The sequence below is a fragment of the Cellulosimicrobium sp. So1_17 genome (genome assembly GCF_055181235.1).
Genome location: NZ_CM143702.1, coordinates 1,032,806 through 1,048,072, shown reverse-complemented (window position 1 = coordinate 1,048,072; position 15,267 = coordinate 1,032,806). Strand labels below are relative to the sequence as shown.

Genomic DNA, 15,267 nt, shown 5'->3' with positions numbered 1-15,267 from the left:
CCTACAGGCCGGACCTACCGGCCTCGCGCCGGGGGCACGTGCACGCCGTGGTACGCCAGGGCCGCGAGGAGCTCGTGGTGCCCGCGCCCGACGCTCCAGTGCACCGCGGGCATCCCGGCGACCCGCGCCGCCTCGACGTTCCTCGCCGTGTCGTCCACGAACAGGATGCTCGACGGCTCCGCGCCGATCCGGCGCGCGGCCTCGACGAAGAAGTCCGTGGAGGGCTTGGCCACGCCCAGGTCGTAGGAGTAGCAGCTCACGTCGAACAGCGCGTCGTAGCCGAGCGTGGTCCGCATGTGGACGCCGCGCTCGCGCTCCTGGTTCGTCCCGAGGTGGACGCCGTAGCCCGCGCTGCGGAGCTGCTCGACGAGCCGGACCGACTCGGCGACGACGTCGATGCGCAGCCACACGGCGCCGTACACGACGTCGGCGGGTGCGGACACGCCGTACGCGGCCAGCGCGTCGGCGAGGAAGGGCAGATAGTCCCCGCCGGTGCCGGCGAGGAACGGCAGCTCGTCGCTCCACGTCGCGTGCAGGAACTCGCGCGAGCGCGCGCCCAGGTAGGGCTCCATCGCGGCGTACCAGCCGCCGGGCACGTCCTGCAGGACGCCGTCGGCGTCGAGCAGCACGTGGCGGACCGTCACGCGCGGCTCAGGCGACGGTCGCGCGCTGCGCGCCCTGCGGGTGGTCGACGGCGACGGTGTCGCCACGGTGGAGCTGGCGGCCCCTGCGGGTCTCGACCTCGTCGTTGACGCGCACCTCGCCGTCCGCGATGAGCTCACGCGCGCCGGCCCCGGAGTCCGCGAGACCGGCGAGCTTGAGGAACTGCCCGAGCCGGATGACGTCGTCGGAGATCTCGACCGGGGTGGCGTCGTGTGCGTCCATGCGACACATCGTCCCATCCCGCCCCGGCCCGACCCGCCCCGTCCGTCCCGCCCGGTCTCGTCCGCGGCGACCGGCAGGCGAAACCGCTCGTCCCCGTGTGCCGGTCGCTCCTAGACTCGGGGCATGATCACCCGCATCGATCTCCGAGGCCGCACCCTGTCCGCGCGGGAGCTCGTCGCCACCCTGCCCCGCGCAGAGCTCGGTGTCGAGGACGCCGCACATCGTGTGGCCCCGATCATCGAGGCGGTCCGCACCCGGGGCGCCGAGGCGCTGCGCGAGTACGCGGAGCGGTTCGACGGTGTGCGTCCTGAGCACCTGCGGGTACCGGCGACGGCGCTCTCGACGGCGCTCGCCGACCTCGACCCGACCGTCCGGGACGGCCTCGAGGAGGCGATCCGCCGCGTGCGGCAGGTCCACGCCGCGCAGCGGCCCCAGGACTTCACGGTGCAGCTCGCCCCCGGGGCCCAGGTGCGCCAGCGCTGGGTGCCGGTGCAGCGGGTCGGTCTGTACGCGCCGGGTGGGCTCGCCGTCTACCCGTCGTCGGTCGTCATGAACGTCGTCGCGGCGCAGGAGGCCGGCGTGCCGAGCCTGGCCGTCGCGTCCCCGCCGCAGAAGGACAACGGCGGGCTGCCGCACCCGACGATCCTGGCCGCGTGCGCGCTGCTCGGCGTCGACGAGGTGTACGGCGTCGGTGGTGCGCAGGCGGTCGCGATGTTCGCCTACGGCGCCGCGGGCAGCGAACCGCAGGACGGCGACGTGCTGTGCGAACCCGTCGACGTCGTCACCGGCCCGGGCAACGTGTTCGTCGCCGCGGCGAAGCGCCTCGTGCGCGGAGTCGTCGGCATCGACTCCGAGGCAGGTCCCACCGAGATCGCGATCCTTGCGGACGGGTCCGCCGACCCGGGGCACGTCGCGGTGGACCTCATCAGCCAGGCCGAGCACGACCCGTCGGCCGCGGCCGTGCTCGTCACGCCGTCGGTCGAGCTCGCAGCGGCGGTCGAGTCCCGGCTCAAGGACCTCGTGCCGTCGACCAAGCACGCGCAGAGGGTCGCGCAGGCGCTCGCGGGCCCGCAGTCGGCGGTCGTCCTCGTCGACGACCTCGAGCAGGGCCTGCAGGTCGTGGACGCCTACGGCGCCGAGCACCTCGAGATCCAGACGGACGACGCCGCCGGCCTGGCCGAGCGAGTGCGCAGCGCGGGCGCGATCTTCGTCGGACCGTGGTCACCGGTGTCGCTCGGCGACTACATGGCGGGGTCGAACCACGTCCTGCCGACGGGCGGGTGCGCGCACTTCTCGAGCGGCCTGGGCGTGCACAGCTACGTCAAGGCGGTCCAGGTGATCGAGTACGGCCGGGACGCGCTGGAGGTCGTGGCCGACCGCATCGTCGCCGTCGCGAACGACGAGGACCTGCCCGCGCACGGCGAGGCCGTGCGCGCGCGCTTCCTCTGATCGACGGCGCGTGCCCACGGACGGACACCAGGTGCGCCGGGCGCGTCCAGCGGACGCCCCGGCGCTCGTCGGGCTGCGCGTCGAGCTCATGCGGGCCATGGGAGAGGCCGACGCCGACGGGCCGGCCTGGCAGGACCGCGCGCTGACGTGGTTCCGCGACGCCCTCGCCGACGACGACGCGGCGGCGTTCGTCGTGGACGAGGACGGCGTCGTGGTCGCCGGCGCGCTCGTGACCCTCGGCCGCGGTGCACCGTCGGCCCGCAACCCTCGCGGGCTCACGGCCCACCTCTCCAACGTGTGCACGCTGCCGCCGGCGCGAGGACGCGGCCACGGGCGCGCGTGCGTCGAGGCCGCGATCGCCTGGGCGCGCGAGGCGGGCGTTGACTCGGTCTCGCTGCACGCGACGCCCGACGGCGAGGAGCTGTACCGCTCGCTCGGCTTCGTCGACGCGACGTACACCGAGCTGCGCCTGCGGTGGTGAGGTTCCCGTCGGCGGGCCGACCCGTCGGTCGTCGTGCTCGGGCTGACCCGGCCGACCGTCGTGCTCGGGCTGACCCGGGCCGACCGTCGTGCTGGTGACGCTGCGCCCGATCCTCCTCAGCGCACGCCGAGAACGAACGGGTAGACCGCCGCGGCCCCGGCCTGACGGAGCAGGCGCGCCGCGACGGTGAGGGTCCAGCCGGACTCGGTCCAGTCGTCGACGAGGAGGACGCGCCTCCCGGCGAGGCCGGCGAGCGCGGCGGGGGACAGCTCCAGCTGGAGCCGGCCCGCGACGCCGGACAGGCGCGTCGCGGAGTTCACGTCGTGGCGGCCGGGCTCCTCACGACCCGGCACCGGCCCGATCGCCCCGATGAGCGGACGCCCGAGGTACGCGGCGAGGCCGGTCGCCAGGTGATGGGTCAGCACGGGTCGCGTCACCGACCGGACCGCGACGACGCCGTCGACGAGGAGGGGACGGGCCGACGCCGCGCCGGCTGCCGCGTCGCTCGCTCCGTCGCCGGGTCCGGCGCTCCCCGCGGCACCGGCAGACCCGTCGCCGCTCGTGCCTCCGCCGTCCTCGGACGGGGAGGCGGGGCCGTCCTGCGACGGCGCTCGCAGCGCGTCCCACTCGTCGAGCACGCGGGCGGCCGCGCGGCGCAGCGGGACGGGGGTCTCGCCGTCGGGCGCCCCCGGAGCGAACAGCTCGCGGAGCGGTGCGGACCAGCCGAGGCCGTCGAGGCGCGCCACCGCGCGCCCGGGCTCGGCCTGCTCCTGGGCGGGGATGCGGCCTCGGACGTCGAGCCCGAGGCGATCCATCCCGCTCGGCCACTGCTGGCGCGCGACGACCTCGACGCCGGGGCGGTCCATGTCGGCGCGGGCCGCCGCGACCGTATCCGCGTCCGGCAGGGCGGGCAGCGTGACGCCGCCGCACCGGTCGCACCGACCGCACTCCCAGCCCGCCTCGAGCTCGGGGTCGTCGAGCGCCGCACGCAGGAAGGCCATGCGGCACCCCGTCGTGGCCTCGTAGTCGAGCATCGCGCGCTGCTCCGCCGTGCGCGTCTCCTCGACGCGCGCGTACCGCTCGGCGTCGTACTCCCAGGGCGCCCCGGTCGACTCCCAGCCGCCCTTGACGCGGCGTACCGCGCCGTCGACGTCGAGCACCTTGAGCATGCCCTCCAGGCGCGACCGCTTGAGGTCCACCTGGGTCTCGAGCTGCGCGACGGACTGCGTGCCGCCGCCGTCGAGCGCCGCGAGGGTCGTCCGGACCTGGGCCTGCGGCGGGAAGGCCGTCGACGCGAACCACTCCCAGATGCGACGGTCCTCCTCGCCGGGCAGCAGGACGACGACCGCCGAGTCCACTCCACGGCCGGCTCGACCGACCTGCTGGTAGTACGCGATCGGCGAGCTCGGGGCACCGAGGTGCACGACGAACGCGAGGTCGGGCTTGTCGAAGCCCATGCCGAGCGCCGACGTCGCGACGAGCGCCTTGACCCGGTTCTCCTTGAGGTCCTCCTCGAGCCGCTCGCGCTCCGCCGGGTCCGTCTGCCCGGTGTACGCGGCGACGGCGAGTCCCGCCGACCGGAGCTGGCTGGCGACCTGCTCGGCGGCGGACACGGTGAGGCAGTAGACGATCCCGGACCCGTCGATGTCCTGCAGCGCCTCGGTGAGCCATGCGACCCGCGACGGCTGGTCGGGCAGCGGGAGCACCGCGAGGTGCAGCGACTCGCGGTCGAGACCGCCGCGCAGCACGAGGACCTCGTCGGACGTCCCCGGCCCGCTCGGGGCCGCGGCGGCGTCCGCGTGCACGCCGAGCTGCTCCGCGACGTCGGCCGTGACGCGCGCGTTGGCCGTGGCGGTCGTCGCGAGGACGGGGATGCCGCTGGGCAGGTCGGCGAGGAGGGTGCGGATGCGGCGGTAGTCGGGCCGGAAGTCGTGGCCCCAGTCGGAGATGCAGTGCGCCTCGTCGACCACGACGAGACCCGCGTCGGCCGCGAGGCGCGGCAGCACCTCGTCGCGGAAGCCCGGGTTGTTGAGCCGCTCGGGCGAGCACAGCAGGACGTCGACCTGGCCCGCCTCGATCGCGGCGTGCACGTCGTCCCACTCGGTGACGTTCGACGAGTTGATGGTCACCGCGCGGATGCCCGCCCGAGCCGCCGCGGCGACCTGGTCGCGCATGAGCGCGAGCAGCGGCGAGACGATGACGGTCGGCCCGGCGCCGCGTTCGCGCAGGAGCTTCGTCGCGACGAAGTACACCGCCGACTTGCCCCACCCGGTGCGCTGCACGACGAGCGCGCGGCGTCGGAACGCCACGAGGGCCTCGATCGCGCGCCACTGGTCGTCTCGCAGTCGTGCGTCGTCGCGTCCCACGAGCGCTCGCAGGGCCGTCTCCGCGTCCTCGCGCAGCGACTCCCCGTCCAGCAGACCGCGGAGCATCGCGAGCTTCGCGCGGCGCGCCGCCTCGCCGTCCGCGGCTCCGGCGGCGGGGGAGCGGGGCGCCGTCGGAAGCTCTGCCGCGGGCGGTGACGACGGCGGTCCCGAGACCGGCGTGGACGTCGGCGCCGACGCGTCCACCTGCCCTGGCGCCCCGTCCGTCCCCGGGCCGACGGCGGCCTGTGCTGCGGGCTCGGACCACGGCGCGTCGTACGGGTCGTCGAGCGGCGGCTCGTCGGCCGGGTCGAAGGGCAGGTCCGCGTACGGGTCGGTGGAGCTCACCCGCCCGATCGTAGGCGCACCCACCCATGTGCGGGCCCCTCGTCCCCAGGCGGGTGTGCAGGGCGGCTGCGAGCGCGGGTGCCGCACGGGTGCAGCACGGGTGCGGCTCCGGTCCTGTGGGCGACGCTCCGCGGTGACGCTCGGCCGTCCGGGACCGGTGGCGGTCCCGTCAGGAGCGCATGTCCATGACCACGCGACCGTCGATGCCGCCGGCCTCCATCTCGTCGAAGATCGCGTTGATCTCGTCGAGCGGGCGCACGGTGTACGTCGGGCTCACCTTGCCGCGGGCGAAGAAGTCGATCGCCTCGGCCATGTCCTTGCGCGTGCCGACGATCGACCCGCGGACCGTCAGGCCGAGCAGCACCGTCGTGAAGATGTCGAGCGGGAACTTCTCCGGCGGGAGCCCCACGAGCGAGACGGTCCCTCCGCGGCGCAGCGCACCGACCGCCTGCGGGAAGGCGTGCGCGTTGACGGCCGTGACGAGCGCGCCGTGCACCCCGCCGCCCGTCTGCCGCTGGATCTCCGCCGCGACGTCGGGCGACGTGGCGGCGTCGACCGTGACCTCGGCGCCGTGCCTGCGCGCGAGGGCGAGCTTCGCCTCGTCGACGTCGACGGCGGCCACCCGGCGGCCCATCGCCACGGCGTACTGGACCGCGATGTGCCCCAGACCGCCGATGCCCGAGACCAGGACCCACTCGCCCGGCTTGGTGTCGGTGACCTTCAGGCCCTTGTAGACGGTGACGCCCGCGCACAGGATCGGGCCGACGGCGGACTCGTCGACGCCGTCGGGCACGACGGGGCAGTAGCGGGCGTCGACGAGCATGTACTGCCCGAAGGACCCGTCGACGGAGTACCCGCCGTTCTTCTGGGCCGGACACAGCGTCTCCCAGCCCGTCTCGCAGTACTCGCACTCGCCGCACGCGCTCCACAGCCATGCGTTGCCGACGAGGTCGCCGACCCGCACGCGCGTCACCTGGTCCCCGACCGCGACCACGTGCCCGACCCCCTCGTGCCCGGGCACGAACGGCGGAGCGGGCTTCACGGGCCAGTCGCCGTGCGCGGCGTGGAGGTCGGTGTGGCACACGCCCGTGTAGTCCACCTCGACGAGCGCCTCGTGCGGTCCGGGGGTCGGCACCTCCACCTCGTCGATCGAGAGCGGGCGGGCGAAGTCGTGGACGACGGCGGCGCGCATGGTGGTCATCGCGATCTCCTCCGGTGGATCGGGGACGATGAGGGTCTCTCGTTCTCGACGCTACGCGCACGGACCGACCGGCGTACCGCCCCCGGCACGACCGAGGACTCATGCCGTCGCGGTCCGGGACCTTCGTCTCTCCACCACCAGGGCCAGCGTCCCGGCGACTACCGCGACCCACTCCGCCACCGCGGCGAGCACCTGCTGCGTCCCGCGCACCGTCTCGTTGACGCCGAAGAACCCGACCGTCGTCGACAGGTAGAACGCCGCGAGGGTGAGCGCCCCGAAGCCGACCGCGCCCAGCAGCGGCAGCCAGTGCCGCCACACGAGCACGAGGATGCCCAGGACGAGTCCCGCGACCGCGTTGAGCAGGAAGAGCGGCCCCACGACCTCGATGTCGGCGTACCCCTCGACGTACAGGACGAGGTGGACGTCGGCCGACAGCAGCAGCCCGGCTGCCGTCAGGCCTCGGAGCACCCACGCGCCGCGGGCGCGCGGCCCGGGCGACGGGGGACCCGGAGGTCCGGTGAACGTCATCGTGGCTCCGTCCGGTGGACGAGCGAGGGTGCCGGGTTGGGCGTGCGGGCCGACGGAGACGGTCCGACGGAGACGGTCGGCCCGTGCCCGGGGCGGGCCTGCGCCCCCGGTGCTTCAATTGAAGCGCCGTCCTGCGTGCAGCGCTCGTCGGACGGCGCTCGTCGGACGGCGCTCGTCGTGCGGTGCCTGCCGGACGACGCCTGCGGGGTCGACGACGTCCCCTCCCGGTACACCGCTGCGACGGAGGCCATCATGGACGGACCGCACCGCGACGAGGGGATCGTCGACCGGCACGCGCCCACCCGGCGAGCGGTCCTCGCCGGCTCCGGCTCGAGCGCGGCCCTGCTGCTCCTGGCAGCGTGCGGCGGCGGGGCGCCGTCGGGCACGGGTGACCGGTCCGGGACGGCCGGCGAGGGTGCCGGGGCCGTGGCACCGGGCGAGGTCCTCGCGCGGGCCGACGACGTCCCGGTGGGCGGTGCGCTGAGCGTCACGGTCGGCGGTGCGCAGCTCCTCGTGACGCAGCCCGAGGAAGGGACGTTCGCCGCGTTCAGCGCGATCTGCACGCACCAGGCCTGCACCGTCGCCCCGGGCGACGGGGAGCTGCTCTGCCCGTGCCACGCGTCCCGGTACGACCTCGCGACCGGGGCGGTCCTCGGGGGCCCGGCGCCCGAGCCGCTCCCCGAGGTGCCCGTCACGGTCGCGTCCGGCGAGGTGACGTCGGCCTGACGCCTCGGCAGCGCACGGTGCGAGGACGGTGACCGCGTTCCGGACGTCGACGTCGTGGGGCGGGGGTCGGTTCGTAGACTGTGGAGGTGACCCCACCCACCGTCGCCGGGACCTCCGGGCTGCCGCTGCGCCCCGAGCTCGCGGGCATCGAGCCGTACGGCGCGCCACAGCTCGACGTGCCCGTCCTCCTCAACGTCAACGAGAACCCGCACGCGCCGGGTCCGGCCGTCGTCGCGACGATCACCGAGAACGTGCGGGCCGCTGCCGCCGGCCTCAACCGGTACCCGGACCGCGACTTCCACGCGCTGCGTACCGACCTCGCGGCCTACCTCGGGACGGAGTCGGGCGTGCACCGCGAGCCCGAGCAGCTGTGGGCGGCCAACGGGTCCAACGAGATCATGCTCCACGTCCTGCAGGCCTTCGGCGGGCCCGGGCGCACCGCGGTCTCGTTCGCGCCGACCTACTCGATGTACCCGGAGTACGCGCGCGACACGCACACCGCCTGGGTCGTCGGGCGCAGGGCCGAGGACTTCTCGCTCGACCCCGAGCACGCGCGTGACGTGATCGCCCGGGAGCAGCCGTCCGTCGTCCTGCTCGCGAGCCCCAACAACCCGACGGGCACCGCGCTGCCCGCCGCGACGGTCGAGGCCGTGTGCGAGGCGGCGCTCGCCGTCCGCGTGCCGACGGGCGACGGCGAGGCACCCGCGGTCGTCGTCGTCGACGAGGCGTACGGGGAGTTCCGGCGCGCGGGCACGCCGTCCGCGCTCGAGCTGCTCGACCGCCACCCGAACCTCGCGGTCACGCGCACGATGTCCAAGGCTTTCGCGCTCGCCGGGGCTCGCGTGGGATATCTCACGGCGTCGCGCGAGCTCGTCGACGCGCTGCGCGTCGTGCGGCTGCCGTACCACCTGTCGGCCGTCACGCAGGCCGTCGCGCGGGGCGCGCTCGCGCACGCGGACGAGCTCCTGGCCCAGGTCGACGCGCTGCGCGCCGAGCGCGACGCGACCGTCGCGTGGCTCCGCTCGCTGCGCCACCCGGACGGGCGCGCGCTCGAGGTCGCCGACTCCGACGCGAACTTCGTGCTCTTCGGCACGTTCCCCGACCGGCACGCGGTCTGGGCCGGCCTGTTGGAGCGCGGCGTGCTCATCCGGGAGACTGGGCCGGACGGATGGCTGCGGGTGTCGATCGGCACCCGCGACGAGATGCGGGCGTTCCGCGACGCCCTCGTGGAGGTGGCAGGACTGTGAGTCGTACAGGGCGCATCGAGCGCGCGACGAGCGAGTCGAGCGTGCTCGTCGAGCTCGACCTCGACGGGACGGGACGGACGCAGATCTCGACGACCGTCCCGTTCTACGACCACATGCTCACCGCGCTGGGCAAGCACTCGCTCATCGACCTCACGGTCGAGGCGACGGGCGACACCCACATCGACGCACACCACACGGTCGAGGACGTCGCGATCGCCCTCGGCGAGGCGCTGCGCGTCGCGCTCGGCGACAAGAGCGGCATCTCGCGCTTCGGCGACGCGACGGTCCCGCTCGACGAGGCGCTCGCCCTCGCGGTGGTGGACGTGTCGGGCCGCCCGTACCTCGTGCACTCGGGCGAGCCCGAGGGGCAGGAGTACCACCTGATCGGCGGCCACTTCACGGGTTCGCTCACGCGGCACGTGCTCGAGTCGATCGCGCACCACGCGGGCATCTGCCTCCACGTGCGCGTCCTCGCCGGCCGCGACCCGCACCACATCGTGGAGGCCCAGTTCAAGGCCCTCGCCCGCGCGCTGCGCGCCGCCGTCGCGCCCGACCCGCGCGTCGACGGCATCCCGTCGACCAAGGGAGCCCTGTGAGCACCGACCCGACCCCCGGCGTGCCGGACGACGACCCCGCCCGCGGCGACGCCCTCGAGGGCCTCGAGATCCCGGACGACCTGTCCTCGCTGACCGGCGGGTCGAGCCCGGATCTCGTCGCGCTCGTCACGCAGATCGCGGGCGCCGAGCCGCTCGCGGCGGCGTGCTCGCTCGCCCAGGTCGAGGCCGACGTCGTCGCGACGGACGTGGGCGCCGTCGCGGTGCTCCGGGACCGGACCGGTGACGCTCCCGCGCTCGCGGCGGCTGCGCTGTCGACGCTCGTCAAGGGCGTCCCGCTCATCCTCGTCGAGCGCCGGGGCGAGCAGCTCACGATGACGCGCTGGAGCGACGGTGCGGTCGGCGACGCCCTCGCCCCGGGGCTCGTGCTGGGCGGTGCCCCCGAGGCGCTCGAGGACCTTCTCACGGGCTCGAGCACGGTCACGGACCTCGACGGCGTCGTCGCGAGCTCGTCCATCTCGCGGTGGAAGGCGATGCGCCTGCTGACCGCCGCCGGTCGTCGGGCGCGCAAGAAGTGAGCGCCGTGAGCGGAGGGCCGCTGACGGGCCGCCGGCCGTCGGTGGTCGTCCTCGACTACGGGTTCGGCAACGTGCGCTCCGCGGTGCGTGCCCTCGAGCGGGTCGGCGCGGACGTCGAGCTCACCGCGGACCGCGCCCGCGCGCAGGACGCCGACGGGCTCGTCGTACCCGGCGTCGGGGCGTTCGCCGCCGTCATGCAGGGCCTGCGGGCGGTGCGCGGGCACGAGATCGTCGGGCGCCGGCTCGCCGGCGGGCGGCCGGTCCTCGGCATCTGCGTCGGCATGCAGGTGATGTTCGAGCAGGGGGACGAGCACGGCACGCTGGCCGACGGTCTGGGGGAGTGGCCCGGGCTCGTCGACCGCCTCGAGGCGGAGATCGTCCCGCACATGGGCTGGGACACCGTCGACGCACCGGAGGGCACCGTCCTCTTCGACGGCATCCAGGACGAGCGCTTCTACTTCGTGCACTCCTACGCGGCGCGCTCCTTCCCGCTCGGCGACGACGTGCCCTCCGGGTCATCGATCCGGCGCCCGCTCGTCACGTGGTCCGACCACGGGGGACGGTTCGTCGCCGCCGTCGAGAACGGCCCGCTGTCCGCGACCCAGTTCCACCCGGAGAAGTCCGGCGACGCGGGCGCGGCCCTGCTGGAGAACTGGGTCCGTACGCTCTGACGCGACGTCCGGTGCACGGACGGCGGAACCCGCCGCCCGTCCCCGGGACCGTCCGAACCACCCGGCGCGGGAGCCCGCGCCACGACCGATGGAGAACCTCGTGACCGACCGCCTCGTGCTGCTCCCCGCCGTCGACGTCGCCGACGGCCAGGCCGTCCGCCTCGTGCAGGGCGAGGCGGGCTCCGAGACCTCGTACGGCGACCCGCTCGCCGCCGCTCTCGACTGGCAGTCCGGAGGCGCGGAGTGGATCCACCTCGTCGACCTCGACGCGGCGTTCGGGCGAGGGTCGAACGCGGAGCTCCTCGCCGACGTCGTCGGCCGCCTCGACGTCCAGGTGGAGCTGTCGGGCGGGATCCGCGACGACGCGTCGCTCGAGCGCGCGCTCGCCACGGGCGCGCGTCGCGTGAACCTCGGCACCGCGGCGCTGGAGAACCCCGGGTGGACGGCGAAGGTCATCGCCGAGCACGGCGACGCGATCGCCGTCGGTCTCGACGTGCGCGGCACGACGCTCGCCGCGCGCGGCTGGACCGAGGAGGGGGGCGACCTCTGGGAGGTCCTCGACCGCCTCGAGGCCGCAGGATGCGCGCGCTACGTCGTGACCGACGTGACGAAGGACGGGACGCTGCGCGGACCGAACCTCGAGCTCCTGCGCGACGTCGCCTCGCGCACCGACGCCCCGGTCGTCGCCTCGGGCGGCATCTCGAGCCTCGCGGACCTCGAGGCGCTGCGCGCGCTCGTCCCCGCCGGCATCGAGGGCACCATCGTCGGCAAGGCGCTGTACGCCGGGGCGTTCACGCTGCCGCAGGCGCTCGACGTCGCGGGCCGGCCGTGACCGTGGGCGACGGCACCCACGGCCACCCTCCGGACCGTCCGGAGGCCGATGCCTCCGTCGACGCGGCGTCGGGCACCGGGAAGGCGCTGCCGCCGTCCTCCGGCTTCTCGGGCGACGACGGCTCGGCCGACCCGGAGATCACCGCGACGCTCGCCGCTCACGCGGGCGGCTCGGCGACGGTCGCCCAGGTCGTGCACCGGCTCGCGAGCACGCGCGTCCTCGTGCCGATCCTCGCCGAGCTCGAGTCGTCGGCCGAGGGGGAGCACGGCCACACCGTCGACAAGGAGGCGTCGGCGGGCGTCGTCGCGCTCCAGGCGCCGGACGGCCGCCGCGCCCTGCCGGTGTTCACGTCGGTCGCGTCCATGGCGGCCTGGCGCACGGACGCGCGTCCGGTGCCCGTGGACGCGCGCCGCGCGGCGCTGTCCGCCGTGAGCGAGGACTGGGCGCTGCTGGTCGTCGACCCCGCGGGCCCCGTCACCGTGCTCGTGCCGCGGCCGGCGGTCTGGGCGCTCGCGCAGGGCAAGGAGTGGGAGCCCGCCGTGGCCGACGGCGTCGTGGCGCCCGCGGTGCAGGACGCCGTCGCGTCCGCCGTCGACGGCCTGCCGCACGTGGCGCGCGCGTGGGCGGAGCCCGGACGGCGTGCCGAGGTCGCGGTCGTCCTGCGGATCGACGCAGGGCTCGACCGTGCCGGCCTCGACGCAGTGCTCGCCCAGGTCAACGCCGCGCTCGCGGGGAACGACGTCGTGTCGGGGCGCGTGGACGGCCTCGAGCTGCGGATCGGCCGGGCGGACTGAGCGTCCCGGCCGGCCCGGACGGACGCCGTCAGCCCCGGCGGAACCGGCCGATCGCCCAGGCGAGCGACGCAGCCACCCCGACGACGGCGAGGACGGCCTGTCCGCCGAGCACGACGCGGTTGACGTCGACCGCGGGCTGCCAGCGCACGCCCGCGTCGTCGACCACGTACACGCCGGTGGCCTTGACCCGGACGCCGAACCCGCCACCGCCGCCCGATCCCTCGCCGCCGGCGTCACCGCCGGCGTTGCCGGAGCCGGGGCCGTCGGACGGCTTGCCGGAGGGCTCGGGCGCCTCGGACGGCGCCGCCGACCTCCCGATGTGGAACGGCCAGTCGGCCGCCCCCTTGCCGGACAGCTCGCCGGAGCCGGAGCCCCAGCCGGACCCCGTGCCGCCCCAGACCGTGGCCACGGGGATGACGAGCGTGGAACCGCGCTCGTACGCCTCCCCGTAGACACGGCGGACGGTCAGGGTGTCGCGTGCAGCCTGCGTGATGTGCGCCGGGTCGACGGCGGGCGCGTCGCCGGGGCTCGCGTTCGTTGCCATGCGGCCGAGACTAGACCTCCGGGGCGTGTCGCGCGCGGCTCAGCCCGAGCACTCTTCCGCGGCGCTGAACGAGGACTCGTCGGCGAGGAGCTCGCGCAGCGTGCTCACCGGCACGAGCAGGCTCTTGTCGGTCGAGGTCTTCGCGTAGACGACGCCGATGACCTCGCCCGCGTCGTTGAGCGCTGCGGACCCGGAGCTCCCGGGCTCGACCGGCGCGTCGGTGACGAGGACCTCGCCGAGGTTCTCGTGCAGCGGGTCGGTCGTCGTCCCGATCACGGAGCCCTCGGTGACCGTGAGCCGGCCGCCCTCCGGGTACCCCACGACGGTCACCGGGTCGCCGGGCGCCGGGTCGGCGGCGGCGAGCGTCGGAGCGGACGGCAGGTCCTCGGCGGTGCGGACGATCGCGAGATCGGCGAGCCCGGCGGTGCTCGCGGTCTGGGCGGCGATGTCCCGACCGTCGTAGGTGAGCAGCTGGAGCGAGCGCGACGAGTCCACGACGTGCTTGTTCGTCACGAGCGTGCGGGCGTCGAGCGCGAACCCGGAACCCGTCGAGAGGCCCTCGCAGCCGACGTTGCGGATCCGCACGGCCATCCGCCGCACCGTGTCCGAGCCGTCGGGGGAGAGGACCTCCGACCCGGCGGGCTCGCCCGGCGCGGCGAACGACGGGACGACGCTCTGCGGCACCGGGTCGGGCAGCTCCGGCAGGACGCCGCACCCGGCGACGACGGATGCCACGAGGACGGTCGCGACGAGCGCGCCCGGTCGAGGCCGGGACGTGGTCCACCGGGGTGCGCGCGCCGGCGTGCGCTGCGATGCCCCCGCTCGTCGGGTCCGCGAGCCGCGGGTCATCCCGCGAGCTCCTGCTGGAGCTGCGCGTTCGCGTCGGTCGCCGCCTGGCACAGCTCGTCGACCTGGCCGGAGAAGCGCTCGAGGTCGGCCGGGTCGTACGCGTCGCGGTTGTTGAGGTAGCCGATGAGCTGGGACTGCGCCGTCGTGCACTGACCGAGCGCTGCGGCGACCTTGCCTGCGGCGTCGGAGACCCGGCTCTGGTAGTCGAGGTACTGCTGCGAGGCCTCGTTCTCGTCACCGAGCTGGGCCTTCTCGTTCGCGAGCTCGGCGATCCGGTCCTGCGCGGTGGTGAGCTGGCCCCGGGCCGACTCGAGCTCGGCGTTGGCGCCGTCCAGGTCGGCCTGCAGCCGTGCGACGTCCTCGCCGAGCGCCCGCGCCTGCGTCTCCCAGTCGGCACTGGTCTCCTGCCAGCGTGTGGTGGTGACCCAGAGGTAGGCGCCCACCCCGACCGCCCCGGCGAGCAGCAGGGAGAGGAGGACGATCGTCACGACCACCCGCGCGCGCCGGCGTCGGCGCGGGGGAGCGGCGGGCGTCGCGCTCGGCTGCCCCGGCCCGTCCGGGGGCGCGTCGGCCGACAGGCCGTCGGCCCGCCAGGGACGCTCGGTCGACGGGCCGACAGGCGTCGGGCCGGGGGCGGGGTCGACGGACGCAGGGTCGACGGACGCAGGGTCGACGGACGCAGGGTCGACGGACGCAGGGTCGCGCGGCGCGGGGACGACCGGCGGCGGGCCGTCGGGGGCCGTGCTCCCGGCCGGCGGCGGCGGTGGCGAGGTGCTCAACTCACCGCACCCGTGAACTTCTCGCCGGGACCGTCACCGGGGGCGTCCGGGTAGACCGAGGCCTCGCGGAAGGCGAGCTGGAGCGAGCGCAGACCGTCCCGCAGGGACCGTGCGTGCTGGTTGCCGATGTCCGGCGCGCTCGCGGTGACGAGGGCGGCGAGCGCGTTGATGAGCTTGCGCGCCTCGTCCAGGTCGAGGTGGCCCTGGGCCTCGGCGTCCTCCGCGAGGCCGCACTTCACGGCGGCGGCGCTCATGAGGTGCACCGCGGCCGAGGTGATGACCTCGACGGCGGCGACGTCGGCGATGTCGCGCACGGCGTCCGTCGAGGGGTCCTGCGCGGGGGCGTTCTCGATGCTCATGGCGTCCATCTTTCCATCCGGCCCGACCGTCGCGGTCGAGGCGACCCACGACGGTGCCGATCCGTCGCCCACACCTGCG

General features: G+C 75.3%; 18 protein-coding genes. 9 read left to right on the top strand and 9 right to left on the bottom strand.

Translation table 11 applies throughout. The features are described from left to right. Positions 1-14: 14 nt before the first annotated feature. The gene (locus ACZCLJ_RS04720) at positions 15-644 is read right to left on the bottom strand and encodes an HAD family hydrolase (RefSeq protein ID WP_463105637.1); all 630 of its coding nucleotides are present in this window, start codon (positions 642-644) and stop codon (positions 15-17) included. Positions 645-651: 7 nt separating this feature from the next. Further along, the gene (locus ACZCLJ_RS04715) at positions 652-885 is read right to left on the bottom strand and encodes an RNA-binding S4 domain-containing protein (protein WP_463105636.1); all 234 of its coding nucleotides are present in this window, start codon (positions 883-885) and stop codon (positions 652-654) included. A 123-nt stretch (positions 886-1,008) separates the two neighbouring features. Between ACZCLJ_RS04715 and hisD the strand changes: the two genes are divergently transcribed. Then, the gene (gene hisD / locus ACZCLJ_RS04710; RefSeq protein WP_463105635.1) at positions 1,009-2,334 is read left to right on the top strand and encodes a histidinol dehydrogenase; all 1,326 of its coding nucleotides are present in this window, start codon (positions 1,009-1,011) and stop codon (positions 2,332-2,334) included. Positions 2,335-2,344: 10 nt separating this feature from the next. Then, positions 2,345-2,815 carry a GNAT family N-acetyltransferase gene (locus ACZCLJ_RS04705; protein WP_463105634.1) on the top strand — a complete coding sequence of 157 codons (471 nt, stop codon included), beginning with the start codon at positions 2,345-2,347 and terminating at the stop codon, positions 2,813-2,815. 116 nt (positions 2,816-2,931) lie between these two features. Here ACZCLJ_RS04705 and ACZCLJ_RS04700 read toward each other — a convergent pair whose 3' ends face one another. The 3 genes from ACZCLJ_RS04700 to ACZCLJ_RS04690 all read right to left on the bottom strand — a co-directional run bounded on the left by ACZCLJ_RS04700 (position 2,932) and on the right by ACZCLJ_RS04690 (position 7,255). Next, a complete protein-coding gene (locus tag ACZCLJ_RS04700; RefSeq protein ID WP_463106357.1) occupies positions 2,932-5,247 on the bottom strand; it encodes a RecQ family ATP-dependent DNA helicase in 2,316 nt (771 codons plus the stop codon). Between the two features lie 448 nt (positions 5,248-5,695). Beyond that, on the bottom strand, positions 5,696-6,727 hold the full coding sequence (gene adhP, locus ACZCLJ_RS04695; protein ID WP_251150764.1) for an alcohol dehydrogenase AdhP: 1,032 nt from the start codon (positions 6,725-6,727) through the stop codon (positions 5,696-5,698). A 99-nt stretch (positions 6,728-6,826) separates the two neighbouring features. After that, complete coding sequence (locus tag ACZCLJ_RS04690; RefSeq protein WP_463105633.1) at positions 6,827-7,255, bottom strand: hypothetical protein; 429 nt, start codon at positions 7,253-7,255, stop codon at positions 6,827-6,829. A gap of 252 nt (positions 7,256-7,507) precedes the next feature. Between ACZCLJ_RS04690 and ACZCLJ_RS04685 the strand changes: the two genes are divergently transcribed. The 7 genes from ACZCLJ_RS04685 (at position 7,508) to ACZCLJ_RS04655 (ending at position 12,657) form a co-directional block, all read left to right on the top strand. Beyond that, entirely contained in the window at positions 7,508-7,981 is a 474-nt protein-coding gene (locus tag ACZCLJ_RS04685) for a Rieske (2Fe-2S) protein (RefSeq protein ID WP_251150766.1), read from the top strand. Between the two features lie 86 nt (positions 7,982-8,067). Then, the gene (locus ACZCLJ_RS04680; protein WP_251150767.1) at positions 8,068-9,228 is read left to right on the top strand and encodes a histidinol-phosphate transaminase; all 1,161 of its coding nucleotides are present in this window, start codon (positions 8,068-8,070) and stop codon (positions 9,226-9,228) included. Next, positions 9,225-9,824 (top strand): imidazoleglycerol-phosphate dehydratase HisB, encoded by a 600-nt coding sequence (hisB, locus tag ACZCLJ_RS04675; RefSeq protein WP_251150768.1) that lies wholly within the window; start codon positions 9,225-9,227, stop codon positions 9,822-9,824. The genes ACZCLJ_RS04680 and hisB overlap by 4 nt, the downstream gene beginning before the upstream one ends. Beyond that, positions 9,821-10,360, top strand: a complete 540-nt coding sequence (locus tag ACZCLJ_RS04670; protein WP_463105632.1) for a hypothetical protein — start codon at positions 9,821-9,823, stop codon at positions 10,358-10,360. Before hisB ends, ACZCLJ_RS04670 begins: the two co-directional genes overlap by 4 nt. A 5-nt stretch (positions 10,361-10,365) precedes the next feature. Next, entirely contained in the window at positions 10,366-11,031 is a 666-nt protein-coding gene (gene hisH, locus ACZCLJ_RS04665) for an imidazole glycerol phosphate synthase subunit HisH (RefSeq protein WP_463105631.1), read from the top strand. A gap of 100 nt (positions 11,032-11,131) precedes the next feature. Further along, entirely contained in the window at positions 11,132-11,863 is a 732-nt protein-coding gene (gene priA, locus ACZCLJ_RS04660) for a bifunctional 1-(5-phosphoribosyl)-5-((5-phosphoribosylamino)methylideneamino)imidazole-4-carboxamide isomerase/phosphoribosylanthranilate isomerase PriA (RefSeq protein WP_251150771.1), read from the top strand. After that, positions 11,860-12,657 (top strand): SseB family protein, encoded by a 798-nt coding sequence (locus tag ACZCLJ_RS04655; RefSeq protein ID WP_463105630.1) that lies wholly within the window; start codon positions 11,860-11,862, stop codon positions 12,655-12,657. Before priA ends, ACZCLJ_RS04655 begins: the two co-directional genes overlap by 4 nt. A 28-nt stretch (positions 12,658-12,685) precedes the next feature. Here the strand turns inward: ACZCLJ_RS04655 and ACZCLJ_RS04650 are convergent, their stop codons facing one another. The 4 genes from ACZCLJ_RS04650 to ACZCLJ_RS04635 are packed head-to-tail and all read right to left on the bottom strand — an operon-like array spanning position 12,686 to position 15,188. Continuing rightward, the gene (locus tag ACZCLJ_RS04650; protein WP_251150772.1) at positions 12,686-13,201 is read right to left on the bottom strand and encodes a hypothetical protein; all 516 of its coding nucleotides are present in this window, start codon (positions 13,199-13,201) and stop codon (positions 12,686-12,688) included. A gap of 39 nt (positions 13,202-13,240) precedes the next feature. Then, entirely contained in the window at positions 13,241-14,050 is an 810-nt protein-coding gene (locus ACZCLJ_RS04645; RefSeq protein ID WP_463105629.1) for a S1C family serine protease, read from the bottom strand. Then, the gene (locus ACZCLJ_RS04640; RefSeq protein WP_463105628.1) at positions 14,047-14,829 is read right to left on the bottom strand and encodes a hypothetical protein; all 783 of its coding nucleotides are present in this window, start codon (positions 14,827-14,829) and stop codon (positions 14,047-14,049) included. The genes ACZCLJ_RS04645 and ACZCLJ_RS04640 overlap by 4 nt, the downstream gene beginning before the upstream one ends. Continuing rightward, on the bottom strand, positions 14,826-15,188 hold the full coding sequence (locus ACZCLJ_RS04635) for a DUF1844 domain-containing protein (protein ID WP_463105627.1): 363 nt from the start codon (positions 15,186-15,188) through the stop codon (positions 14,826-14,828). Before ACZCLJ_RS04635 ends, ACZCLJ_RS04640 begins: the two co-directional genes overlap by 4 nt. Positions 15,189-15,267 lie beyond the last annotated feature (79 nt).

Coding starts and splice junctions, on each gene's coding strand:
- hisD (WP_463105635.1), top strand. CDS start 1,009: ATGATCACCCGCATCGATCTCCGAGGCCGCACCCTGTCCGCGCGGGAG.
- ACZCLJ_RS04650 (WP_251150772.1), bottom strand. CDS start 13,201: ATGGCAACGAACGCGAGCCCCGGCGACGCGCCCGCCGTCGACCCGGCG.
- adhP (WP_251150764.1), bottom strand. CDS start 6,727: ATGACCACCATGCGCGCCGCCGTCGTCCACGACTTCGCCCGCCCGCTC.
- ACZCLJ_RS04635 (WP_463105627.1), bottom strand. CDS start 15,188: ATGAGCATCGAGAACGCCCCCGCGCAGGACCCCTCGACGGACGCCGTG.
- ACZCLJ_RS04700 (WP_463106357.1), bottom strand. CDS start 5,247: ATGCTCCGCGGTCTGCTGGACGGGGAGTCGCTGCGCGAGGACGCGGAG.
- ACZCLJ_RS04645 (WP_463105629.1), bottom strand. CDS start 14,050: ATGACCCGCGGCTCGCGGACCCGACGAGCGGGGGCATCGCAGCGCACG.
- ACZCLJ_RS04690 (WP_463105633.1), bottom strand. CDS start 7,255: ATGACGTTCACCGGACCTCCGGGTCCCCCGTCGCCCGGGCCGCGCGCC.
- ACZCLJ_RS04715 (WP_463105636.1), bottom strand. CDS start 885: ATGGACGCACACGACGCCACCCCGGTCGAGATCTCCGACGACGTCATC.
- ACZCLJ_RS04685 (WP_251150766.1), top strand. CDS start 7,508: ATGGACGGACCGCACCGCGACGAGGGGATCGTCGACCGGCACGCGCCC.